The 25,632-nt window shown below is 52.9% G+C and carries 17 protein-coding genes and 1 riboswitch; of the genes, 7 read left to right on the top strand and 10 right to left on the bottom strand.

Going from position 1 to position 25,632, the window contains the following annotated elements:
* Positions 1-144: 144 nt before the first annotated feature.
* The 3 genes from QA596_10100 to QA596_10090 form a co-directional block, all read right to left on the bottom strand.
* Complete coding sequence (locus QA596_10100) at positions 145-1,509, bottom strand: glycoside hydrolase family 43 protein (GenBank protein MDG5767818.1); 1,365 nt, start codon at positions 1,507-1,509, stop codon at positions 145-147.
* Between the two features lie 6 nt (positions 1,510-1,515).
* A complete protein-coding gene (locus QA596_10095) occupies positions 1,516-3,459 on the bottom strand; it encodes a glycoside hydrolase family 97 catalytic domain-containing protein (protein MDG5767817.1) in 1,944 nt (647 codons plus the stop codon).
* Positions 3,460-3,565: 106 nt separating this feature from the next.
* Positions 3,566-6,208, bottom strand: a complete 2,643-nt coding sequence (locus tag QA596_10090) for a glycoside hydrolase family 3 C-terminal domain-containing protein (GenBank protein ID MDG5767816.1) — start codon at positions 6,206-6,208, stop codon at positions 3,566-3,568.
* A 322-nt stretch (positions 6,209-6,530) separates the two neighbouring features.
* On the opposite strand from QA596_10090, the gene QA596_10085 reads away from it, so the two are divergent.
* From QA596_10085 to QA596_10070, 4 genes are all read left to right on the top strand, one after another.
* A complete protein-coding gene (locus QA596_10085) occupies positions 6,531-7,364 on the top strand; it encodes an alpha/beta hydrolase-fold protein (protein ID MDG5767815.1) in 834 nt (277 codons plus the stop codon).
* Positions 7,365-7,424: 60 nt separating this feature from the next.
* A complete protein-coding gene (locus tag QA596_10080; GenBank protein ID MDG5767814.1) occupies positions 7,425-9,914 on the top strand; it encodes a glycoside hydrolase family 95 protein in 2,490 nt (829 codons plus the stop codon).
* Positions 9,915-10,094: 180 nt separating this feature from the next.
* The gene (locus tag QA596_10075; protein MDG5767813.1) at positions 10,095-12,014 is read left to right on the top strand and encodes a DUF5060 domain-containing protein; all 1,920 of its coding nucleotides are present in this window, start codon (positions 10,095-10,097) and stop codon (positions 12,012-12,014) included.
* A gap of 136 nt (positions 12,015-12,150) precedes the next feature.
* Complete coding sequence (locus QA596_10070; protein MDG5767812.1) at positions 12,151-13,350, top strand: hypothetical protein; 1,200 nt, start codon at positions 12,151-12,153, stop codon at positions 13,348-13,350.
* Positions 13,351-13,524: 174 nt separating this feature from the next.
* Here the strand turns inward: QA596_10070 and QA596_10065 are convergent, their stop codons facing one another.
* From QA596_10065 to QA596_10050, 4 genes are all read right to left on the bottom strand, one after another.
* On the bottom strand, positions 13,525-16,098 hold the full coding sequence (locus QA596_10065; protein ID MDG5767811.1) for a DUF3160 domain-containing protein: 2,574 nt from the start codon (positions 16,096-16,098) through the stop codon (positions 13,525-13,527).
* 106 nt (positions 16,099-16,204) lie between these two features.
* A complete protein-coding gene (locus QA596_10060; GenBank protein MDG5767810.1) occupies positions 16,205-16,459 on the bottom strand; it encodes a Smr/MutS family protein in 255 nt (84 codons plus the stop codon).
* Positions 16,460-16,499: 40 nt separating this feature from the next.
* Complete coding sequence (locus QA596_10055; protein ID MDG5767809.1) at positions 16,500-17,213, bottom strand: CPBP family intramembrane metalloprotease; 714 nt, start codon at positions 17,211-17,213, stop codon at positions 16,500-16,502.
* The gene (locus tag QA596_10050) at positions 17,210-17,875 is read right to left on the bottom strand and encodes an arylesterase (protein MDG5767808.1); all 666 of its coding nucleotides are present in this window, start codon (positions 17,873-17,875) and stop codon (positions 17,210-17,212) included. Before QA596_10050 ends, QA596_10055 begins: the two co-directional genes overlap by 4 nt.
* Positions 17,876-18,157: 282 nt before the next feature.
* Here QA596_10050 and QA596_10045 point away from each other — a divergent pair, with 282 nt between their 5' ends.
* Together QA596_10045 and QA596_10040 are read left to right on the top strand one after the other, a co-directional pair.
* Positions 18,158-18,931: an ABC transporter ATP-binding protein gene (locus QA596_10045; protein MDG5767807.1), complete on the top strand. Its 774-nt coding sequence runs from the start codon at positions 18,158-18,160 to the stop codon at positions 18,929-18,931.
* Entirely contained in the window at positions 18,928-21,519 is a 2,592-nt protein-coding gene (locus QA596_10040) for an ABC transporter permease (protein MDG5767806.1), read from the top strand. The genes QA596_10045 and QA596_10040 overlap by 4 nt, the downstream gene beginning before the upstream one ends.
* A gap of 71 nt (positions 21,520-21,590) precedes the next feature.
* Here QA596_10040 and QA596_10035 read toward each other — a convergent pair whose 3' ends face one another.
* From QA596_10035 to QA596_10025, 3 genes are read right to left on the bottom strand one after another with little or no spacing between them, the layout of a single operon-like run.
* Entirely contained in the window at positions 21,591-22,235 is a 645-nt protein-coding gene (locus tag QA596_10035) for a CPBP family intramembrane metalloprotease (protein MDG5767805.1), read from the bottom strand.
* Positions 22,232-23,221 (bottom strand): HAMP domain-containing sensor histidine kinase, encoded by a 990-nt coding sequence (locus QA596_10030; GenBank protein ID MDG5767804.1) that lies wholly within the window; start codon positions 23,219-23,221, stop codon positions 22,232-22,234. The genes QA596_10035 and QA596_10030 overlap by 4 nt, the downstream gene beginning before the upstream one ends.
* Positions 23,218-24,252 carry a cobalamin-dependent protein gene (locus QA596_10025; protein ID MDG5767803.1) on the bottom strand — a complete coding sequence of 345 codons (1,035 nt, stop codon included), beginning with the start codon at positions 24,250-24,252 and terminating at the stop codon, positions 23,218-23,220. The genes QA596_10030 and QA596_10025 overlap by 4 nt, the downstream gene beginning before the upstream one ends.
* Before the next feature lie 249 nt (positions 24,253-24,501).
* Positions 24,502-24,691: riboswitch (Lysine riboswitch) on the top strand.
* A 201-nt stretch (positions 24,692-24,892) separates the two neighbouring features.
* Between QA596_10025 and QA596_10020 the strand changes: the two genes are divergently transcribed.
* On the top strand, positions 24,893-25,624 hold the full coding sequence (locus QA596_10020) for a dihydrodipicolinate reductase C-terminal domain-containing protein (protein ID MDG5767802.1): 732 nt from the start codon (positions 24,893-24,895) through the stop codon (positions 25,622-25,624).
* Positions 25,625-25,632 lie beyond the last annotated feature (8 nt).

Raw genomic sequence — 25,632 nt, 5'->3', positions numbered from 1 at the left:
ATCATACTCCTGTGTGACCGGACCGGGCTTCGGTCATGGACATTTCATATGTATAAAATATTCGGATTCACAGGAGCACACGTGGTCTGTATCATACACCTGAGTGGTTGAAATATCGGCCATGAATGATTCACGTGGCCACTATTATCTCTGAAATCTCCAGTAATCGAAATTGAACAATTCGCCTTCGCCACCGGTAAATACGAAATAGAGATCGTGCACACCGCTTATCGTGCTGACATCGCAGGTTTGCACGTCCCAGCTCTGCATCCCGCCGGTACTCGCGATATCGCATGTTCCCAGCAGCTCACCATCGACACTGCCGACACGGATTTCTATAGCGGCATCACTGTTATCTGAGGCAACATGCGCTTCGAATGAGCTTACGCCATCCCCAAAATCCACATCACGCACTTTTATAAAGTTGCCATTGTTGATATTACTGATGTAGACGCCAATCTCTTCATCCTCTTCAACCTTGAGTCCTTCCGACCAGGCGATGGTCTCCGCTTCAACCCGGATGAACGGATCCAGTGTACCCACTCCTTCCACGATACCCTCTCGTGTAGGTACGATTTCCGGGATGGTTCCATCGGCGTTATACTCAAATTGCTCGACGGCAATCGAACGGTTGAAGCCACCGCCGCCAGGCAGCTCCTGATTGTGATAGAAGAGGTAGGAGTTGCCTTTGTACTCAATAACTCCGGGGTGGTTCGTGAAAGCAAGTCCGGGATGCCTGTCCATGATAAGCCCCTGATAGGTCCATGGTCCTGTGGCCGTCGGACCTGTGGAATACGCGATCACTTCGGGGATTCCCCCGGCTGCAAAGACCATGTAATACGTCCCATCACGCTCATAAAGCCAGGGACCCTCTTCATACTGGGTAGGATAGTCCTCATCCTCTTCTTCCCGTTCTCCAAAAGCTTCGGTCGTCATTTCCACCTTAACGGCTCCATTTTCGCCGATGCTTTTATCAACGGAGATCATGTCTTCGTTGAGTTTGGCATAGTAGAGATCCGGGTTGCCCCAATACAGATAGGCCTGTCCGTCATCGTCTATGAAGACGGTTGGGTCGATGTCGTTCCAGATATAATCGGATTCTACCAGCCGTTCCCCGATCGGATCTTTGAAGGGACCGTAGGGGGTGTCCGCCTTAAGGACGCCGATTCCATCGCCGTGGATGGGGCAGTAGAAGTAGAATTTTCCATCGCGTTCGATTGCCTGCGGTGCCCAGGCGCCGTTATCAATGTCGGACCATTTGAAATCCTCCAGGGAGGCTACGGTCCCGTGAGCCGTCCAGTTAACCATGTCGGTTGTGGAGAACAACTGCCAGTCGTACATCTTGAAGAAGTTGGACGATTCCTGCTCATCATGTGTGGTGTACACGAACAGGGTGTCGTTATAAACCATGGGAGCCGGATCGGCGGTAAACATGGTTTGAACGATCGGGTTGTGGATCTGGGATCCCAGAATAATTGAAATTGAGATAAATAGAGTCGTCATCATCATGGCTCATTAATTTTTAATTACAAAACCACCGTTGGGCTGAATGGTCAAGGATACTCTGCCATCATTTGAAATGGTCCTTGTGGTGTAACCGGGGTCACCGTTTCGGTCGTCGTTATAGATGGTGACCTGCTCGCCGGCCAGGAACGGCACTTCGATGGAAATTTGCCTGGCGCTATGATCGGCATTGACTCCGGCTACATACCATTGCCGGTCGTGACGGCGTGCAATGACCGCATACTCACCGGGCTTTCCGGAAATGTACCGGGTTTCGTCCCAGGTGGTGGGGATGTCTTTCATGAAGTCAATCAGGAATCCCGGCGCCTCTTCCAGATTGTTCGGTGTCAATGCAAAGAACTGCACCGGACTGTGAAACAGGACTCCCGTAGCAATTTGAAACACGTCGGTGGTCAGTCGTTTTTGGCCGTCTACATTGCCTCTGTTGAAGTAATCGTTGAGCACTACACCGCCGTACTCCATGGTTGCGACGGAATTCCGGATGAACGGGTGCAGGGTCGCGTAAACGGCTTCCATCTCACGAACATGCTCCACAAAAACCAGCATCTCTGACGCCAGGACCGCCTCGCTGCCCACAAAGTTCGGGAACATTCTTTCCCAGCCTCTCGGCAGGGTGGCTCCGTGGAAATTGACCATCAGGCCATGGTCGTTCGCATCCGACAGGATGTCTTCATACAGGCGCATGGTTTCCTGCTTGTCTCCGCCGAAAAAGTCTACCTTGATTCCCTTTACACCTGCATCCCTGAGCCAGCGCATCTCTTTTTTACGAGCAATGGATGTATTCATTTTGTTGATGGGCGTCTGGAACGCATCGTTAAACGAGCCGTTCGAGTTGTACCACAAGAACACCCCGACATCCTTCGATCGGGCATACCTGACAAGCTCTTCCATCTTTTCATAGCCGATATTCTGGTCCCACCATGCGTCGATCAGTATGAACTCATAGCCCAGGGATGCCGCCATGTCGATGTATGTGACCTGATCGCGGACATTCATGCTTTCGTCCTGCCAGATGATCCAGCTCCAGGTGCTTCGACCGAACCGGTAGTTTTTGGATGGCTTGTACAGCGGATCAACAACATCCCAGGGAATGGTGGTTTCCACAATGGGAGCCAGTGTCTCGCCCACGGTAATGGTTCTCCACGGAGTTACGCCGGGCAGGCCAAGCTGTGCACCGGTACTTCCAAAGCCGTTGTTTTGCCCGGAATCGGGTTGGGCAATCGTATACAGACCGTCCTCAAAGTTGCTCAGGTGGGATGCATTGTACAGGCTTCTGACACCGGTTTCGGTAAGGAGCACCCAACGCTCATCTTCCACATGGAATAATCCGGGAAAGACATAGCCATAATCGGACTGATTGTTTTCAATCTCGTAGTTGAGCTCGTATCCGCTCTCATAACTGGGGGAGGTTCGCGCAAAGCCTTCCATGGGCCTCATCATGTGCGACAAATAGCTTCTGGTTTGTTGCGGGAAGCGGTATCCGGTTGCTTCTTCGGTGATTACGACGGCTCTGGTATCCCCCCACATGGGCAGCTCATAGCGAAAGGCGATGTCGTTGTCACTGACCTGAAACAGAATAGCAATTTCCTGGTCGGAGTCGTTTTTAAACGTTGCCCGCAGCGTATTTGCATGATACTCAATATAGGAGTGCTTGATACGGTCCTGGGTATATCTCTTCTCTACCTCATCGGTTTCATACTCAATGAATTGCATATTTCTGCTGAAATCCCCTTCATTGGTAAGCAGCCCCAGCGGTGACTTTTCCAGGGCACTGTGACCATTGTAGGTGACCGCATAGGTTGGCATGCCTCGATCCACAAAGACTTCCAGCTTCAACTTTTCGTTCGGGCTTTTGACGGATGCAACCTGTGCAAAAGCGTTAGTGGACAGAAGTATGACGTAACATGTCGTTATAAGTAATGTTTTCGTTAACATAGCTTTTGGCTTAAGTTTTAGTTGTTTTAAAAAACCCCAAGTTGTTGAAAAACGATTTGATGCTGCTATTGTGCGATTCACGCTTGCCGTGGATGATTACGCAAGCTTAGTCTCTGAGTTCGATACGCAGCGCCTGCAGATCCTGCGCAGCGGAACTGTTTCCGTAATACACCACATACTCACCCGGGCTAACATCCATTTTCCGGCGATCCCGGTTGAAAAACTCAAAGGTGGAGGGTGGCAGATCAATGGTCACGTTTTGTTCCGATCCCGCTGATAGTTCCACTCGCTGGAACCCTCTGAGCGTTCTGATCGGACCGTCATCATCGCCGACCTTCCGTATGTAAATCTGAACCACTTCGGTGCCGTCACGATCCCCCGCATTTTTCACAGGCACCGTGATACTTGTCGATTCGTCGGTGCGGATCGCTGTTTTGGACAGTTTCGCAGTGCCAATTTCAAACTCCGTGTAACTCAAACCGAATCCGAAAGGAAACAGGTACTCATCGGTATAGCGGTAGGTCCGGTTATCCATGGTGTAATCTTCAATGTCCCCGAGATTGTCCGAGTTTCCATAAAACGTGACGGGCAATTTACCGGATGGATTTACCTCCCCAAACAGAACTTCCGCAATTGCCAACCCACCGGTTTCACCGCCGTACCAGGCCTGCAGGATCGCGTCGGTGGTTTCCAGTTCCGGTTCAAAGGCAATGGTGGATCCTGAAAGGTTTACATAGATCACGGTTTTTCCGGCATCATTCAGTGCGCGCAAGAGGTTGCGCTGTACTGCGGGAAGCTCGATGTCGGTTCGGTCACCGCCTTTGAAGCCGGGGAAGTCAACCGGCATTTCCTCGCCTTCCAGGCGCGTGGAAAGTCCGCCGGCAACAATTACCGTGTCGATACCGGCCAGTCTTTCGACAATGATGTCATAGTCGACATCTTCTTCTCTTCCGAACTCCAAATCGATATTAGCCTGCCAGTCTTCACGCTGGGCATAGCGAATCCGGATGTCATAGGAATTACCGGCTTCAAACGTGTATGGAATGCGTGTGATAAGGGTTCTCCAGTTTGTGTAGCTTTCAATCACCTCTCCATTTACCGAAACTTCAAAAAATCCGGTTGCTCCGCCTTTAAACACCAACTCTTCGGTGGCTTCCGGTGTAAACTCACCCTCGTAGACAGCCGAGAATCCTTCGAGTCTTACCCCGGGTGCAAATTCATGCTGCCCTGCCGTTGTAAGCTGCAACGAACGGGTGATTTGTTGAGTAATGACCGGATCCCCTTCCCAATTGGGATCATTCCAGTACGTTGCTTTAAAACCCGGCCGTCCATCTGCTGTCAGTCGGGGGATGTAGCTGCTGGTGAGCTGATCATCAACAAGATCTATCGCTTGATCATAGAATACATTCTCTTCAGGCACCATGGATGTGATCCCATCCAGAATGGTGATGGTACTGATAGGTACGCCGTTGTAGTTACCCCACAGAACTTCATCGTCATTGGCATTGGGTCCGATAACAGCCAGATTCTCGATGTTGTTTTTGTCCAGCGGGAGGATATCGTTTTTGTTGTGAAGGAGGGTCATGGTTTGCCGTGACATTTTGTGCGACAGTGCGCGATGTTCTTCGCTGGTAATCACGGATTCCGGGATTTGAGCCCAGGGAACAATGGAGTCATCATCAAACTCGCCCAGTTCGAAACGGCCTCTCAAAATCCGCAATACGCTTCGGTCGATATCCTCCTCACGCACAAGTCCCAGCTCCACGGCCTCAGGCAGAAGCTGGTAGTTATGGTCTTCCCACTTGCACTCCAGGTCGGCTCCTGCCATCACGGCCCTGGCGGATGCATGCATCGGACTTGATGAGACGCCATGAGTGGTATAGAAGTCAGTAATGCCATCGCAATCCACAACAACAAGGTGCTCGAAGCCCCAGTCATCGCGTAATATGCGTTGCAAAAGTCTGTCATTGCTGCAACAGGGCTCGTCCTCCAGGCGCTGGTATGCACACATCACCTGTCGCACATCGGCATCTTCTACAAGCGCTTTAAACGCCGGCAGATAGGTTTCATAAAGCAGGCGTTTGTCCACGTTGGTTACGTTAAGCTCATGACGACTCCATTCCGGTCCGGAGTGGACCGCAAAATGTTTGGCCGCGGCGAGCAGTTTCCTGTACTTTGCATCTTCGGGCCCCTGCAAGCCTTTTACCACCTGTACGCCCATGCGGGTCATGAGGTAGGGATCTTCGCCGTACGTTTCCTGTCCGCGGCCCCATCGCGGGTCACGAAAAATATTCACATTGGGTGTCCATACGGAGAGGCTCAAAAAACGCCGGTTTTCCTCACCTCTTCGGCGTGCCTGATGATATTTTGCCCGGGCTTCGTCCGAAGTAGCATTAAAAATTTCAAAAACAAGATCATCGTTGAATGATGCCGCCATACCGATTGGCTGAGGGAAAACGGTTACGCTGTCAACGAAAGCATAGCCGTGCAGCGCTTCACTCCACCAGTTAAACGTTTCAATGCCCAGACGGGGAATTGGCGGAGACTGATCGAACATCAACGAGACTTTTTCCTCCAGGGTCAGGCGGGAAAGCAGGTCTTCCGCCCGTTCATCAAAATCCAGAGCCGGATTCTGAAACGGGTATTCAAATTGGGCCTGCTCTTGCGATTGATCTGCGGTACAGGACGCAAACATCACCAGAAGCAGAGGCAGTAACATCAGAGTGGTGATTTGTGATAGGGTCTTCATAAGGGCACCTTTTTGGAGGAGGATTAGGCGGATGTGAATACTGGAGATGCCTATAAGTCAATGAGGGATCCAACTTTTCGCTTCAGCTGATTTACAGGCATTGAATACTATTGCCGGTTGCTGTTCACATGGAAATGTCATTTATGAACATACACTCGAAAGGATGCTTTAGCAACCTCACGGTATTATGTGTAAAAATTACACTTCTATTATATGAAATCAATTATTATGTTGCTTTGAGAATTTTTAGATACGGACACTCAGCACTTCCTCCTGCTTTGTATCCGGCAACCATTTCCTTCACATCTAATAAATTAGGAAAATGAGACTATTTCTAGGATTATTGATTCCCTGCCTTTGCCTTACTGTTGCCGCAAACGGGCAGGATGCCATAGAGCAAGCGCCACCGGGGTTTGATGAGAAAAGAGAAAACATCGACCGCGGTGAGGTTCAGACCATTGAGTATTACTCCAGTACGGTTGGAACAAAGAGAACTGCGAACATTTACACCCCGCCCGGCTACTCGGAAGAGAACCGGTATCCTGTGCTGTATCTGCTGCACGGGATCGGCGGTGATGAACGGGAGTGGCTGGATCATGGCAGGCCGGAAGTCATTTTTGATAACCTGTACCATGAAGGAAAGCTGGCACCGATGATTGTCGTGCTGCCGAACGGCAGAGCCATGAAGGACGACCGCCCCGGTGAGAATATTTTCGCGCCCGAGCGGGTGCAGGCATTTTCCGATTTCGAGCGGGATCTGCTGGATGACCTGATCCCGTTTATTGAGGAAACCTATCCGGTTTACTCCGACCGTCAGCATCGCGCACTGGCGGGTCTCTCGATGGGCGGCGGACAATCACTGAATTTCGGTCTGGGAAACCTCGACACCTTTTCGTGGGTCGGTGCATTTTCACCGGCACCCAATACCAGGGTGGGAGAAGAACTGGCTCCCGAACCCGTAAAGCTGAATGACAAGCTCAATCTTCTCTGGCTTTCATGCGGCGAAGAGGATGGCCTGCTGCATGTTACCGTCCGCACTCATGAGTATCTTGCGGCCAACGATGTAAACCATATTTACTATCTGGAGCCCGGAGATCATGATTTTTATGTCTGGCGGAATGATTTGTACCTGTTTTCCCAATTGCTGTTCCGGTAAAGAAAAAGCACACCACAAGCTGCCAGAACCGAATCCTTTCATCATGTAACTGCTAGCGAAATGTCCAAATTGAATATTCCTGTAACTCTGATGATTGCGGCGATTGCTTTCGTCCTGATCTCATGCAGTGATCACACCGGGAAACGTGATCATAATTCCGGAAACCCCATGTTGTTGTGGTACGATCAGCCTGCGGAAATGTGGGTGCAGGCACTGCCTGTTGGCAACGGAAGGCTCGGAGCCATGGTTTACGGTGGGGTTGACCAGGAAGTGATCCAGCTGAATGACGATACGGTTTGGGCCGGTGAACCCGGAAACAACATTGTCGACGATATTAAAGCGTATTTCCCCCAAATCAGGCAACTGATCTTTGACGGAGAGCATACCGAAGCCCAGAACCTGGCAAGCAGTGTCCTGCCGTTTGAAGCAAAAGAGGGCTCAAATCACGGCATGATGTATCAGACCGTTGGCAATCTGAACATCACGTTTGCGGATCAGTCACCGGCAGAGAACTACAAGCGAACGCTCGATATCTCCGAGGCGATATCCACGGTATCTTATACCCGGAACGGCATTTCATTCAAGCGGGAAGTGTTTTCGTCTTTTGCGGATGATGTTATTCTGGTCCGGCTTACGGCGGATCAACCCGGCGCGTTGTCATTTTCCCTTGGTATGGACAGCCCTCATGAGAGACACAATATCACTGCCAAAGACAACGCGATTCATCTGACCGGCACATCCGGTGATCATGAAAACAAACAAGGGCGTGTTGCATTTACTGCGATTGCCAAACCGAAGGTCTCCGGTGGAGCGCTGGAAGTTGCCGATGACGAGCTGGTTATTTCGGATGCGGATGAGGTGGTGATTTTCGTAAGCACGGGAACCAACTTCAACAGCTATAATGATCTTTCGGGGGATGCCACCCGGCGGGCGCAATCCCGGCTGGACGGTGCCTGGCACAAGGAGTTTGAACCCATGAAGAATGCGCATATCGACAAGTTCGCCTCCATGTTCGATCGGGTTGATCTGTACGTCGGGAGCAGCGAGGCTGTGCAAAAGCCCACGGATGTTCGTCTGGAAGAGTTTTCGGAAGGATATGATCCGCAACTGGCCGCACTGCTGTTCCAATACGGAAGGTATTTGCTCATATCAAGTTCCCGGCCCGGTACGCAGCCGGCCAATTTGCAGGGCATCTGGAACGACCAGCTTCAACCGGCATGGGACAGCAAATACACCATCAACATCAATGCGCAGATGAATTACTGGCCCGCCGAGGTAACCAATTTGTCGGAAATGCATGAGCCTATGATCGGCCTGATAAGGGATCTTTCGGAAACCGGACAGGAGTCAGCCTCCCGGCTTTATAATGCCAGGGGCTGGATGGCCCATCACAACACGGACATCTGGAGAATCTCCGGAATTGTGGATGGCGCTTTTTATGGCTTGTGGCCGAGCGGCGGTGCCTGGCTGAGTCAGCATCTGTGGTATCGATACATGTTCAGCGGTGATGAGGCGTTCCTGCGCGAAGTATATCCGATTCTGAAAGGCGCGTCCCTGTTTTACAAGGATATCCTGGTGGAGGAACCGGAAAACAACTGGCTGGTGATTTGCCCGTCCAAATCACCGGAAAACGCCCATAGGGACAATACCTCCATCGCCTGCGGCGCAACCATGGACAACCAGCTGCTCTTTGATGTTTTTTCAAATGTGATTTCGGCCTCATCCATTCTGGATATGGACCATGAGTACGCCGACAGCCTTAAAACGTTGCTGCCGCGGCTAGCGCCGATGCAGGTCGGGAGCTGGGGACAATTGCAGGAGTGGATGTACGACTGGGATGATCCGAATGATTCCCACCGTCATGTCTCGCACCTGTATGGACTTTTCCCGTCAAATCAGATTTCACTATACCAAAACCCGGAGCTGTTCTCTGCTGTTAAAACCTCTCTGGATGCCCGGGGGGATGAGTCGACCGGGTGGTCCATGGCTTGGAAAATCAATCTGTGGGCCCGTTTGCTGGATGGTGATCGCGCCTTGAAACTGATCACCGATCAATTAACGCCAACTCTGGAGGACGGTTTTGCGGAATCCGGCGGAACCTACCCCAATCTGTTCGGCTCCCATCCGCCATTTCAGATTGACGGTAACTTCGGGACGACTTCCGGAATAGCCGAAATGCTGGTCCAAAGTCATGATCAGGCTATTCACCTGCTCCCGGCGCTGCCCGAAAAATGGGCTGACGGCCATGTGAAGGGGCTGCGGGCCCGGGGCGGTTTTGAAGTGGATGTCGAATGGCGGGACGGTGAAGTGAGCTCGGCGTCAATTACTTCAAAAATCGGTGGACATTTGCGGGTGCGTTCGGCGGTACCGCTGCAGGGCAACGGAATTGCGGAAGCTGAGGGCGAAAACCCGAATCCGTTTTATGCGAATCCTGATATTTTGCCCCCACTGATTCATTCCCGGGAAGAGCCGGATTTTTCGCCGGACCGGGCGTATGAATATGATATCACCTTGCGGGAAGGGGAGTCGGTGGAACTGGTGAGGCGGTAACAGAATTTATCGCGTAACGGACACCCGCGCTCTGTCGGGATTTCGCGCTCTGTCGGGAGTCCGCGCCGGGGACAGGACTACTGCTTTCGCCCAATTGACCATCGGATCGACTGCCGAGAGTATCCTTAAAATCCGTATGTTGCCGGCATGTAATAGACAACACAAAAAACGGAGTTGGATATGAAACCTGCAGTCCGGATCAAATCAGCGTTGGTTCTGTTTTTCTTGGTGTTTGCCATGTCATTGCAAGCACAGGATGCCGATATGGGTGTTTGGGAAATAAAAGAGATTACACTGACCGCTGCTAATGAATACGATAATTATTACACGGATGTCACGTGTTGGGTAGAGCTCGAAGGTCCCGGTTTCTCCAAACGAGTTTACGGTTTCTGGGATGGAGGCAACACCTTCCGGGTGCGGGTCACAGCTACCGAACCCGGTATTTGGCACTGGACGAGCGGCTCCAATCATCCCGGAGACGAGGGGCTGAACGGTCAGTCCGGTTCGTTTTCGGCGCGGGCATGGACCGAAAGGGAGAAACGGGAAAACCCGACCCGGCGCGGTTTTTTGCGGCCTACACCCAACGGGCACGCTCTGCAATACGCCGACGGCACCCCGTATTTTATGGTGGGGGATACCTGGCTGGCCGGTGCCACATGGCGGCTGCCGTTCCGGAATGCGGCCACTTCTGATGATTATGTACCCGGACCCGGCATGGGCTTTGAAGACGCGGTGATCTACCGGAAAAATCAGGGTTTTAACTCTGTGAGTATGATCGCCGCTTTCCCCAACTGGGATGCCGACCTGAACCCAAGCACCCATGCGGATGAGAACGGGATCTATATCCGTAACGCCTGGGAAAAATTCGGCTATGATGTCGCCGACGGACCGGGTGTGGATGCCTCCGGCGGCGACGCGTATTGGGGCACCTTTACCGCCAAAAGCATGAGGGATGAATATGGACATCTCCCGTTTGCCATGTCAGAGGAGTACGATGGTGTGTCGGATTTCAACAAAATCAATCCCGAGTACTTTCAAAGCCTTGATAAAAAAATGGACTACCTTGCCGAACAGGGATTTGTGCCCCTGCTGGAAACCATTCGGCGTGATGTGGGGCCTTCCTGGGATGCCTACTTTGATTTTAACGAAACCTTTGCACGGTTTGTGCAGTATCTGGCATCCCGGTACGGGGCGCATAATTTTGTATACAGTGTGCTGCACCTCGACTGGATCCCCGACGATTTCAGCCTCACCGCCGATCAGTTCAACGAAGCGCTGACCTATCATCTGGAAACGTACGGTCCCATGCCTTTTGCGCAACCGGTGACGGTTCTTATCGACAGTACCACCTACGAAGCCTTTGGCCATGCCGAGGAGGCCCCGTGGCTGACCATGCACAGCGTAGGCAACAAACCAAGAGATCACCGGGTCAAGTACACCATGGAAACGATTTTCAATCTGGACCCTCCATACCCGACCATCAATTTCGAACCGTATTACACGGGATGGCATCATGAAATCAATATGCCGGGAGGAGAGCGTCCGCCTGCAAATTCCGACCGGGATAACTATTTTGCGCGTGCACAAATGTACGGCTCGGTGCTATCCGGGGGATTGTCGGGCCATGTACACGGAACCGCGGCCTATGATATTACCACGACCGGTGAACCCGACGGTGCACGTCCGCATGTATGGGATGCTTTTCAATACGAATCAGCCGGTTACATGCGCCATCTGGAACTCTTTATGCTTTCAGAAGGAGATCGGTATCAGCAGCTGAAACTTGCCCGGAACGATATGGAACCGGGCAAAGCATCCGACGCTCCCGAAGACGGGCTGGACGGCTGGGCCTACATGATGCGTACCGAAGACAAAAACCTGGCCATGCTGTATTTTGAGAACGAGTCCGAATTGCCGGTACTCCACAATTTCACAGCCGGCACCAAATACACGTTCCGGTGGTTCGATACCATGACGGGCCAGTGGCACGAAGCCGTTAGCATAACTGCCGATTCAAGCGGTATGCTTACCCTTCCCGGATTCCCGGAAGGCGGACAGCGTTCTGTCCGTGACTGGGCAGCAAAAATTACGGTAGAGTAACCCGATTAAATTGCAATGTATTTTGATGGGATACGATGGCGGCCGTTAGCTATCTGATAATACCCTATCTCCCGTAGCATGCAAATACCCGAGTTGAAGAACCAGCAGAATCTGAAATATAATCCCGGACATTCTTATGAAAATAAACTTTTCAAAATCGGCCTTACGGATAGTTCTTTTTTTTGTGATGATGGTGCCCTGTGTCTGCCACGCACAGTTTCTGGATGAATTTGACCGGCATGATATAGAAGGGTGGTTTTTCTTTACCGGAGATGGTGATGCATCCATGGATTTTGTTCAGAAGGATGGATTTGCCCGCATCAGTGTGGATGCCACCGAAGATCGCTTTAACGTCTGGTGGGCCGTGATCAAACGGGATATTTCAGATGACCTGGATCTGAGCCTGCTTTCAAAGCCGGGTTATGAGTTGCGAGTGGAGGCAAGGGTGAGGGTCAGTCATGCCCCGAGAAGGCTAAATTTCATGATAAATACGGATCGCACCACGGATTTCTATCGCCAGCTTATCGAGCATGATATACCGGATAATACCAACTGGCACACCATAGGTTTTACCACCAAAGACCTGGATGCCGGACCCGATGATTCCCTGTTTGTTCAACTCGGCGTTACCGACTGGGGACCGGACACCTACCACGTTGACCTGGATTATTATCGCGCCGATATCGTGTATGTAGACGAAGCCGGTCCCGATGCGGGCGAACCGCTGAAGTACCACCCGCCGGTTCCGGATCTGGATACCTTTGCCCATAAGCTGCCGGTAACGCATGACGGATTAATCAACCTGGATTTTCCGGAGGTTAATTTCAGTAACTGGAAGACAGGGGATACCCGTGTGCTGTCGGTCTATGCCAGCCAATGGGCTGTTTTACGCTGGGATTTCGGGGATCATGCCGGTGCTGAAGCCGAAGGTGCGGGTATATTGGAAGTGACGACGCATTCGGTATCCCGGGGCGGCAGATATGTGGAAGCTTACGGGGAAGATCTCGGAGTGGAGTTTGGCAAAATTCGCGTAATTGAAATTTTGGGCGGTGAAGCTGACTGGGATACCGAAACACTCAGCTACAACAGGCTAACACAGGGGCTTCCGTATGCCGAAGTGTTTAATACGCAGATGATTATTGATCTTGCCCTGAATGAAACGCCCGGCGGAAAAACCAGCATAACCCTGTCACGGCCAGTGATGCAGCGTTTATTGGACGGAACTACCAAAGGGTTGCTGATACGTCCGCTCGGAGCTATTAACCCGGTGATTCTGGCTAAAGACCCGGAGGCATCACAAGCAGGAGCCAGACTTTTTTTTAATACCCGGGATTAAGCAATTGATTTCAGCACAAGAGACTAACCAGTTTTTTATCAGCCTGTTCAGGGGCATCACCATGACCTCTTAAAGACCGTTTTCTCGTTTATGGTGGTTGGCAATGAGCTAACTGAGTTGTCTTCAGCCTCCGAACATTTCATCCCGGCGATAATGGTTTATGCGGGCATACATTCATTTAATAAGCGTCATGCTACCGGACCTGACCTGATCGGCCACTTCCAGCCGGTAGTAATATGTGCCGCTTGCCACGTTTGCCTCCCAGCGGACGGTGTAGTTTCCGGCCGGCATCGGTCGGTTCAGGAGGGTGTGCACCAGCTGGCCCTGGACATTATATACGGTTAGCTTGACCGGGGCATTGGACAGCGAAGCCGGTATCCGGAATGCGATATTGGTCGTGTTGTTGAACGGGTTCGGATAATTTTGCCGTAATTCCAGCGATCCCGGGGCTTCCGGCTGATTGTTCCGGGCCTCCTCCTGTCCGGCCGAAACGACATGGTGGCGGTGATCATAAAAGAAGGTGCCGGAATCAAACAGATAGGTGTTTATAAATTCCGGCCTGAGCGCCGGCTCATCTTCAAACATCTGCACCCACTCTTCATCGGTGAGACGCTGGAAATCAACGGTTACATGCGAGTAAAAGCTCATAACCGGTCCCACGAACGCATAGGTGTTGCCGTCACCCAGTTCCGCACTGAGTACGGCCAGGTTCAGCGGACCCGTACCGACGTGCTTGACCCATCCGACTCTGCTTCCGGATTCGCTGTAGGGAGAGGTGTGCACATCCGCCACAACATAGTCTTGTTCAAGTGCACCCACATCTCCCGTAAAATACAGATCCTTGTACCAGCCGGTCAGCTCCACGCCGCACATATCCGATTCGTGCAGCATGTTCTGCAGAAAGGCTTTCTCTTCTGACGTGGTATCGACGCCGTCCAGCTGTTTCCGGGCAATGACGGCCAGTTTGTTCATGATTTCAGCGAACGACTCAAAATAGCGTGAGACTCTGGTCTGTGCATGGCTGCCGTCCAGGATGTTGTCAAAGGAGGTCTGCGCGGTCACAGCCAGGTGGCCCATCGCACGGAAGAAGTACGGCACCGGTTCGACGTAGGTGTGAGGGTACTCGCATACCGGTCCGCCGCTGTAAGATTGCTTGCCGTACAACAGATTGTCATGGCGCAGCTGTGCCCAGGATGCCAGCTGGGTATTCATATTCTTCCGGCTCCAGGCCTCGGTCTGCATGAACAGGGGCAGCTGATTTCTGGTTATTCCGGCAGAAGCCTGTTGTCTGTCGGGATTCAGCGTACGGATGCCATTGAGCCACAAATTGAAGAACGAGGAATTCCAGAACTCGGAGTCGTATTGATCGATCAGGTAACGAAGGGCCAGGAGATTTTCCTCATACCTGTACTCTTCCAGTTCATCTTTTAGCACCAGCAACGCATCGTTATTCCCCAGCGCGAACAGCACATCCGCACTTTTCGGAAGCATGCGGTTGGGGTTCCTGACATGGTCGTAGACAACATTGGCCATCACAAAGGAGTCGATGATAAACCGCTGACCCAAAAGCAAGAAAGCGGATGCCGGCTCGATCTTGTCGGGGGAGGAGGGATCGGTCTTGAGAATCTGCGACAGAATGCGCTGTGACGCGTACGGCTTGTTTTCGAGATTCTGCCGGAATGTGAGATAGGTGTCCATATCGGCCAGGGAGCCGGCATCGGCAAAGCCGGACTCCGACCTGAGTTCGATCAGATGAGGCACAGTGACATTATCGGATTCTCCGATCAGGAAGGTGAGGATCCTTTCCATCTCATTGAGCGGCCCGGCAAGAGCACGGGTTTCAAGCGCTTCGGCCAGCAGATAGGCGTTGATGGTCTGGCGCTGGCCAAGCCGGTTGCGTTGATCTTCGGTCAGATGGTTATAATCACCCGATTCAGGCGGAATCAGGTAGAACTCCGAACGCCCGAGCCATATCATCGCCTGAAAATAGCGGGTGAGGCGCTCATTTTGGGTGTAATGCCCCCTGGGAGTGAACTGACTGAAATCGATATCTCTGGGAATGTCCACCGGAGAGAACAGCGGATAGCGAGTCGCATTTTGGGCATCCACCAGTCCCATCAGGGATTCGATCTCGCTCTCGTTCTCGGAATAAAAAGGAGTCGCGCTGTCGCCCAGCAGCAGGCGCGGGATGGCGAGGTAGAGGTCCAGGTCCATCAGGCTTCGCCGCATGAGCGGGTCGCCGCCGTACTGATCATCCAGTGACGGAAGCTCCCGGTGCAGTCCGTCAAGCAGGTCGCGGAGGCGGGGTTTCAGTTCCTGCAGTTCCAGATTAATTAATATTTCGGAGTACGACATATGCAACGCGTGAAGGATCGCGTCACTGGAGAGATAGACCGGCAGATCGCGTTTGTAGATGGTGAAGAAGGCTTCACCGAAACTTTTGTAGCGGATACGGTCGGTTACAACGAAGCTGTTCCGCTCAAGGAGCTCGATTTCCTGGTCGTTCAGCCGATAGTGCTGAACGACGGTGTCGGCATAGAGGGCGCGGCTGAAGGTGACGGGAGCTTCCCGCAGCAGTTCATCGGCGGGGTACAGGGCTTCGAGCTCACTGAAGGAAATATTGCGGTGTTGCTCCAGGAAACTCTTGTAGGCTTCCAGGTCGAATGAGGATGAGTGTTGTGCCTGAAGTGAAAGGGGCTGGAACAACAGAGTCAATAGAAGTGCCAGAGAGAGAATCACGGTTTTCATGGCGGTGATACGCTGAGTGGGAGGGGGCAATTAGGCGACTCTCAAGGCAACCTACTTTACAGTCCACCGAAAAACAAGAGATTTTGCCTGTTGCTCGAGGCGGCGTTCACTTCTTGAAATAGACAAAAAGCCGGCCGTGGTTCTTGCTGTCCTTGTCGATGCGGTGGTAGCGCGACTTGATATCGGGGCGTTCCAGAAATTTCAGAACCCGTTTTTTCAACTGGCCGCTTCCCTTGCCGGGGATGATCTCGACCGTTTTGATCTTTTTTTCGACGGCCTCGTCGATGATCCGTTCCAGTTCGGAATCGATCCGCTCGCCTTTGTTGAAGATGTCGTGGAGGTCAAGTTTCAGTTTGGCCATAACGTTACCGGGTTGAAAAGCAATTATGCAAAGGGCTCGGCTATTTGAAAAACAGGTTCAGATCCAGAACCACCGAATTCAGGAAGTAATCGTTGAAACCGATGGTGAAAATCAGCACGCCGTAAAGGGCATGCTCCAGCGATACAGCCAGCAGGGATTTGGTTTCGGCGTAGGTGCGGGCGAACAGGTAGCCGGCCCCGTAGGTCAGAAAAATGGCCGGGTAGTTTCCGAAGATGATATGCAGGTAACCGAAGCTCAGAGCGTTGACATGGATCATGAACCGCTGTTTCGGAAAGAGGGGTTCGTAGCGGTGAAATACAAAACCGCGGTAGATGACCTCCTGCGGATAGACGGAAAACAGCGGGTAGGCGATGACCACGAACAGCCAGTTGTTGAAGTCATTGCGAACCATATTGAACAGCTGATCCGGTTCGAGCATGAGAATGATGACAGTCAGAAAGACCGCCGCCGGGATGAATCGGATGAAGATATTGCGGCTTGCTTTACGAACCCCTTTGGTGTTCCAGAGTTTCTTGCGGTTGAACCGGCCGTCTCGCCAAAGGATAAACGCACAAAAAACCGTGAACGCCAGCAAAACACCGATTTTGGAAAACGGCATAACGTCGTAGAAAATCAGTGCCGGCACGGCAAGAAACAGCAGGAGGAATTCCAGGGTCAGGAAAATTTTGCGCCCGATTGAGACACCCGAACTCCAACCGATGTATCGAAATTCCGGCTCAAAGCGTTTTGTCATGGCATGAGCTCCTCAAGTACGGGTTTCAAAACCTCCCACAGGTTTCCGGCGATGATCCGGTGTCCTTCGGGGGTGGGGTGGATGCCGTCGGGAAGGTTCAGTTCCGGTTCACCGGCGACATCCTCCAGGATGAACGGCATAAAGCTGACCGGCCGGGATTCGGCCAGATCAACATACAGCTGGCGAAAAGCCTGCCGGTAGTCGTTGCCCATATTGGGAGGGGCCTCCATACCGGCAAGTAAAATTTTGCTCTCCGGCCGCTCCTCCAGTACCTTGTCGATGATCTGTGCCAGATTGTCGCGGGTATGATCCGGATCGATTCCCCTAAGGGCGTCATTTCCCCCGAGTTCAAGAACGAACAGGTCAAATGGCCGCTGCAGGATCCAGCCCACTCTGCGAAGTCCGCCGGCGGAGGTTTCACCACTCACACCGGCGTTCACAGCTTCCAGGGCGAATCCTTCATCCCGGGCCATCTTCTCGAGTATCGCGGGAAACGCCTGATCCACGTCCAGTCCGTAACCCGCCGTGATGCTGTCTCCGAAAAAGAGTACGGTAATGGTCGAGTCTGCGGGCCTGTCGACGCTCGCACCGGCAGCCGGGGTGTGAGAAAATGCAAGTAAGGGGAAACCAAACAGGAAGAATATGAGTATACGGAGGTGCATCGTTGTGTTTCGTGTCGTCTTGAACGTTCAGCCGTTGGTTGGGCTCGGGCCGTTATACGGGGTTTTGTTGCCGTGTGGTTTTAATTCGCCTGCAGCCCGGAATGGAAGGCGACTCAGAGCCATACACGTAATTAATGTAAGAAACGTCAACGATTTTATAACAGATTAAGTTTAGAATGTCGAATCTATCTGCGATGTCGGGTGTCGTCCCGGGCATCACCAATTCACAGCGAATCACTACCAGGGCATTACCGCCCGGCCCGTTAATCTCCCGGAATCACAATGCTATCTAACACCACTTCCATGCTTCGAGTCCATGAACTGACCAAAACCTATAACAGCGGAGATCAACCCCTGACGGTTCTTGACCGTGTATCTTTTGAAATCGGCCAGGGTGTAACCTGCGCGGTTATCGGTCCCTCCGGCAGCGGCAAGACCACCTTGTTAGGCCTTTGTGCCGGACTCGATCGTCCCACTTCCGGAGAAATCCTGCTCGGCGAGCATGCGCTTCACCAGATGGACGAAGACCGGCTGGCCGTCATCCGCAACCGTCACATTGGCTTTATTTTCCAGTCGTTTCAACTTATTCCCACACTTACGGCCCTCGAAAATGTGATGGTGCCGGTAGAACTGCGTGGCGCCTCGTATGCGCAGGTGGCCCGGGAGGCCGAACGGTTGCTGGATGAGGTAGGCCTGGCCGGACGCATGCATCATTACCCGTCGCAGCTGTCGGGCGGGGAGCAGCAACGGGTTGGAATCGCACGGGCATTTATCCACAAACCCGATATTCTGTTTGCTGATGAACCTACCGGTAACCTGGATTCGGAGACCGGTGCGCAGATAGAAGAGATTCTTTTCGATCTGAACCGAAAGGAGGGAACCACCCTTGTGATTGTCACCCACGATCCGGAGCTGGCCGGGAAGTGTGGCCGCATCATCCGCCTGAAGGGAGGCAAAGTGGCATCGGATACCCATACCGAAGGTCACTCCGAGGAAGCGCCCTCTGTGCTTCAGAATTCTGATGCGATAGTCCGTCAGCAGGAGGAGTTGCGATGAATCTGCTGCCCGATCTGTTCAGCATGAAGACCGCCTGGCGTGACGCCCGGGCACAGTATCGAAGCCTGCTGCTCTATTGTGGCGGAATCGTGGCCGGGGTTGCGGCGCTGGTGGCCATATTGTCGTTTCGAAGCGACGTGATGCTGACGGTGAACGATCAGGCCAAGGAGCTGCTGGGAGCGGATATGGAAATCAGCCGCACCGAACCCTTCGGTGATCGGCTTCAGGAGATGGTGGACTCGGTGGGAGGAAGCCAGGCTCATGCGCTTTCGTTTTCCTCTATGGTGCTTTATCGACCCGGGGAATCTCGTGGCGCGGAATCCACTCGCTTATCACAGATACGGGCCATTGAGGGTCAGTTTCCATTTTACGGTGAGATGAAAACCGAGCCTCCCGATGCCGCGGCCCGGTATCAGGCGGAGCGCTCGGCACTGGTGGATCGCCCGGCGATGAATCAGTTCGGCCTTCAGGTGGGGGATTCCATTCGTGTAGGTAACGAATGGATGCCTATATCCGGCGTATTGCTGGAGTTTCCGGGCGAATCGGCCGTCTTTTCTCTGATCGGTCCGAGAGTGGTGGTGCCCCGAAGCGTGGTTGCCGGTACCGAACTTCTGGACCGGGGCAGCCGGGTTCAGTACACCACCTGGTTTGCTTTTGATGACGGGCGTGAGGATTTGCAATCGGAAGCGGAACTGGAGCACCTGGCTTCGGCATTTCGCGAACGGGAACCTGAAAGCATGCTTACTGTCACAACCGTCGCATCCCGGAAAAATGATTTTGCAATGGTGATCGACAACCTGGTCCGTTTTCTGGGGATGGTGGGTTTTATCGCCCTGATGCTGGGAGCCCTGGGGGTGGCGAGCGCTATTTACGTGTACATCAAGCGGAAAAGCGCGACGGTTGCCACGTTGCGGTGCCTCGGCGCCTCATCACGACAAACCCTCCAGATATTCGGGATACAAGTGGCGGGTATCGGATTGGCAGGCAGCCTGATCGGTGTGGGGCTCGGCATGGTGGCACAGCGTTTTCTGCCGATGCTGTTCACAGATTTCCTTCCGTTTGAATTGATGCAGCAGGTGTCGCTGTCCGCTGTGGCACTCGGGTTTGTTACGGGGGTGGCGGTCAGTTTCGTCCTGTCGCTGCTGCCGCTGTTGAGCATCAACAACATCCCGCCGCTGTTAACCATCCGCGCAACCGATTTCTCGCCGCTGGCCCATGTTGGGAAACGGACCAAAGCAGCGGTTTCGGCCGGTATAATTGTGACTCTTACCACCATTCTGGGACTTTTACTGGAAAGTTTTGTCGCCGCTGCGGTTTTTGTGATCGGACTAGTTGTAGCCATGGCACTGCTCCTCGGTACTTCGACCCTGTTTGTGCACCTGGCCAGAATGCTACGCCTGCGCTCTTTTTCCTATATCTGGCGCCAGGGAATCGCCAATATGTTCCGGCCCAACAATCAAACGTCCGTTCTGGTTACAACACTAGGCATGGGAATGCTGCTCATCGGCTCGATGTACCTTTCTCAGGAGATGATCCTTCAGCGCATCGAGCTGCAAACCGGCGGCGATGGTCAGCCCAACCTGGTCTTTTATGACATCCAGCAGGATCAGATTGAGGATATCGTTTCGATCGCGGAACAAAACGGGGTGGATGTCATCGAAAACGTACCGATCGTTTCCATGCGGCTGACACACCTGAACGGCCGGCCGGTGAGAGAGATCCGGGAGGATACCACACGGCAACAGAGCAGCTGGGCCCTGACTCGCGAATACCGCGTCACCTACCGGGAATCCCTGAATGAAGCGGAAACCTTGCTGGAAGGTGAGTGGATCGGTCGATCCGCGGGCATCGGGTCTGGTGAAATCGTGCCGGTCTCGATGGATTACCGCCTGGCGGATGATCTGAGCAGCGGCCTGGGCGACACCCTCCGGTTCGATGTTCAGGGCGTTCCGGTGGATACGTACATCGCTTCCATCCGGGATGTCGATTTCCAGCGGCCCCAGCCCAATTTTTTCCTGCTGTTTCCCGCCGGTGTGCTGGAACCGGCACCACAGTTCCATGCCATGACGCTCCGTGCACCGGACGAGGCCGCCACCCATCGAATGCAGCAGGAGGTGGTCAGGTCCCATCCAAATGTTTCGGCGATCGACATCGGACTGGTGCTTGAGAGTGTGCAGACGTTCCTCGGTAAAATCGCGATGGCCGTGCAGTTCATGGCGCTGTTCACCATTCTCACCGGACTCATTGTCCTGGCCAGCGCCATTGCCATCAGCCGGTTCCAGCGGATACGCGAATCGGTGCTCCTGCGCACGCTCGGCGCCTCGCGGTACCAGATCCGGGGGATACAGTTTGTTGAGTATTTCTGGCTGGGCGCGCTGGCCTGCCTGGCCGGACTCCTTCTCGCGTTTGCGGCCGGATGGCTGCTGGCCTGGTTTTATTTCGATCTGGCTTTTGTCCCTGATCTGCTTGCTCTGGTCGTTGCCTCTGCAGTTGTCATTGCCCTGACCCTTTTTGTGGGTTTCCTGAATATGCGGGGAATGCTGGGAAACAGTCCGCTTGAGACGTTGCGCTCAAACCTGGAGCAGTAACCGAACCCGGAACACGGTCTTTTGCTGGTACAGGCTTCGACCCGCGGTTTCACTTTGCCGCAAAAAGATTTTCAGGATACGGGCTCTGCCGGGGAGACATCCTCACGGTCCCGGCCAAAAGAATACCGCTCACCGGAAACAAGCATCACATAATCGTAAGCGGCGTGGGCAGCCATGGCCGCAAGGAGTCCGGCCCACTGAAACAGCCAGCCAAGCCCCACACTCAGGGCAAAGAAAATCACACCGAAAAGCACATGCCGGATGGAGTGGAACCGGAAGTATCCGTGCAGGGCAACAAAAAGGAACGAGGTGACCCAGATGCCGAGCAACGGCTGGATGGCGCCGCGAAACAGCAACTCTTCTCCCGCACCCGCAAACAGAGATATCTGAAGTCGGTCAAAACGCGAAAGGCGCATTTCGGAAAGCATTTGCACGATGGCGTAATCCTTCAGAATGGAAGAAAACGCTGTCCGGAACATGATCCGGGAGATAACCAATGCCGCAAGAACTCCGAGTGTCGCGCCAACGACAAGCTGAACCGGCCATGGAAATCCATGCTGAAACATAGCGGCGGGCGGTGCATCATGAAAAAAACGGACGAGTACCCAGGCAAGGCCGGCATAGACCACAAGCGAGGCAAGCGACATCAGCGCCAGGCCGCCGGACGAGGTCTTGACCAGATCTCCGGGAGTGTCATGCTCCTGACGCATCATCATCGCGAATGTGATTGCACCCGCTTTTGAACCGGTATCCGGATCGTGAACACCGAACCCCGGCCGACCTCACTATCCAGATGAATACTCCATCCGTGTGCATCTATGATACGGCGGGTGATAGCCAGGCCCAGCCCGGTACCTTTGCCAGAGTGACCGGATTCGGTTGCTATCCGGGTAAAAGGTTTGAACAGCTTTTTTTGGTTGTCGGGTGATATCCCCGGTCCCTTGTCCCGTATATGGATCAGAATGTCACCGGCATCATAATTTCGACCGTCGGCATGGCTGCCCGGTGTCGCACATTGCTCGGTTTGTACTTCAATGGCAGTATCTTCCGGTGAAAACTTGATGGCATTCCCCAGGAGATTGTTGATTGCCTGCTCCAGCTTTCCGGGATCTGCCTGAATCAACAAGGCAGTTCCATTGGTGTTCCCGTCAATTTCCGGTGAAATGGTGTTGGTGAAGCCGATTCTGATTTTTTTTCGTGCGGACATCATGTTGTGCAGTTTCACGGAACGCTTCAGCATCTTCTCAAGATCAACGGTTTGCAGCTCCATGTTGATGGAGCCCGATTCTATTTGCGAAAGGTCAAGCATATCGTTGACCAGCTTGAGCATGAATGCACTGGAGGTGCGTATTTCCCCGATGAACTCTTTCTGCGACTCATTCAACTCATCGGCATCGTCCTCGAGAAGCAGCTCACTGAGTGCCATGATGGTGGACAGCGGATTTCTCAGGTCATGTGCCGCCATGCCCAACATTTCATTCTTCAGATGGTTGAGGTGGGACAATTCTTCATGCTGTTCTTCGAGCTTTTTGTTTTTCTCTTCCAGCTCGAATCGGCTCTTGGCAAGGCTGCGCTGAATGTTGGCCAGCTCATTGTTCAGGTGAGCGATTTTGTTGTAATACGGATCGTCTGTGAGGCGAATACGTCCGGTTCCCACTGTTTTTATTTTTTTCTGTGATTTATTTTTGTCGCTTTCTTTCATGATCCCGTGACCTCGTTTGCCGTGGTAACCGCACTTTCCGCATCGAGGGCAAATCCGTCGGCCTCCATGTTGGAAAAAAGATCCGGGTGGTCCAGGGAAGCACGGCCACCAATCAGGATTTTTAGTCCGCTTAGCTCCGGAACATCACGAATCTGCCGGATGAGATTATGGGCCGTTCCAATATGCGAACCCAGGGTAACGGAAACGCCCAGAAGGTCGGGTCTCTGTTTCTGAAGCTCTTCGAGCAATTCATCGGCCGGACAGTTGGCACCGATATAGTAGGTGTCCCATCCATCCATCTCGAAAAAATCGGAGACCATACGGATGCCGATTTCGTGCAGTTCTCCACCCACTGCTGTAGCCATCATCCGCTTTCCGTTTCTCTCGGTGCTGAATATTTTCGGATATAATCTGGAGATGATCATCTGGGTGGCCGCAGTAAAAAAATGCTCCTGACCAACCGAAATCCGGTTCATTTGCCAAAGTCGTCCAAGCTCCCACAATCCCGGCTGGAAGACCTTCAGATAGATGTCTTTGACGGGTACCCCTCCGGCAACAGCATCCATCACCAGTTTTGAGGCCTTGTTTCGGTCACCGCTGATCAGGGTTTCAAAATACTCCGAAGCGAGCGATTCCAGCCCGGAATCGACCTCCAGAAACGACTGTGCCTCCGGCTCCGCTTTTTCCGACCTGAACCGGCTCTCTTCCAGAAAACGGATAAACTCCTCCTGCCATTCACGGGGAAGATGTCTGCCCGAAAGTGCGGCAAGCTTCTTCGTGATGGTGTCTGCTTCCAGTGCCTTGATGGAATGGTGCCGGCCGACCGATCGCGACCAGCTCAGGAATTTTGAAAAAACAGCCGTGTTATTGGAAGAAAGCGACTCGTTTAGGTGGCCCATGTAGAAGGAGAGATAATTATCCCAATCGAAACCGGGCGACTCTTGCTGCAGATCGAATAAAAGGTCGGTCAGCAGAACAGCCCGCTTTGTTTCGATAAAATCCTTCAGTTTTCTGGTTTCTGCAATGTTCATCTGAACAGTATCTGCAATTGCGGGTCCGTTTCAGCGCGAGGAGGTCCCGGGTTCCTGCTCTTTATTTGAAAGTATAACGGGCTTCCGAAATTCATGCCGTCCACCCGCTCCATCTTGTATTCGACTGCGGGTAACGAGTGGTAATTGCCATTCTTATCGTCAAGGTAACCTGCTTTATAATAACCATTTTTGGTAGTGACACAAGCGTTTTTTGTTTTGAGTTGACGGCAATTCTTGCTAAGTTTATCAAAAACCTGAAGAGGAGCAGATGCCAGGTAACTATCGCAAGGCGCCAGTTTTTGCCAGTGACCGATGGCCAGGGGGCATTTGCCGAAACATCCCGGGAGAGTGGCCTTCCGGTGTGTTGGGACCGTGGGCTGAATCCCCGGGACTGTCACGAAGTGTATTCAAATGCTGATCGTGGAGTGCTTTGGGAGTGAATTCGCCGGCATGCAGCGAACCACTTCTTTTGCCCTTCTTGTCGAGCAGCCGATTTTCCAAGTGGCCCCTCTCTTGTATCGTTTGTAATCGGCGGATCAACCGGATGAGTTCTGCTGCCTGCAGTGAAACCTTGCGGCCTGTGCGTAATCTTTTTCCCGGCTGCTCCGCCTGAATCTGAAATGCAATTGTAATCATGCAGATGAACATCGCTTTGGTCGGCGCCGGACGGACCGGTGGCGAAGTACTGAAGCTGGCCCATGGAAAAAAGGAAATCCAGGTCACGGTCTATGATATTGACAACCCGCCCGAAGCATCGAAACTTGCCGGACACGATATTGCCATCTGTTTTCTTCCCGGAGACCCATTTGTAGCAGCTATTCCGGAACTGCTTGCCGCCAAAATTCCCGTTGTAACCGGCTCTACCGGTTTCGCCTGGCCGGGTGGCCGGCAAGCATTCTCGGAGAAACTCGGGGAACAGGGCCTGATCTGGGTCCATGCCAACAATTTCAGCCTGGGCATGAATATCATGCACGAGCTTATCCGCATCCTGAGCATGGCCGATTCCCTGTACGATGAGTGGTCATACGCCATCCACGAAGTCCATCACACCCGAAAGAAAGACGCCCCCAGCGGAACCGCACTGGCCTGGAAAGAATGGCTGGCCAAGCCGGTAGAGGTTACCTCGGAACGGACCGGAGACGTTGTCGGCGAACATTCGCTTACCCTTTCAACCCCTTTTGAAGAGATCACGGTGGAACACTCGGCCCGTAACCGAAGCATATTTGCCTCAGGCGCGCTCTGGACCGCCCGGCAGGTTCTTGCCGATCGCCACGAAATGGCGCCCGGACTGTACGATATCCAGCAGATCGCCCTCGACAAACTTTGGAAGCGTACCGGCCCCGCCGCCGGGCAATCGAATTTTTCCTCCTAAACAGCAAA

The sequence above is a fragment of the Balneolales bacterium ANBcel1 genome (assembly GCA_029688905.1).
Lineage (GTDB): Bacteria > Bacteroidota > Rhodothermia > Balneolales > Natronogracilivirgulaceae > SLLW01.
This window is presented reverse-complemented; position numbering and strand designations above follow the sequence as displayed.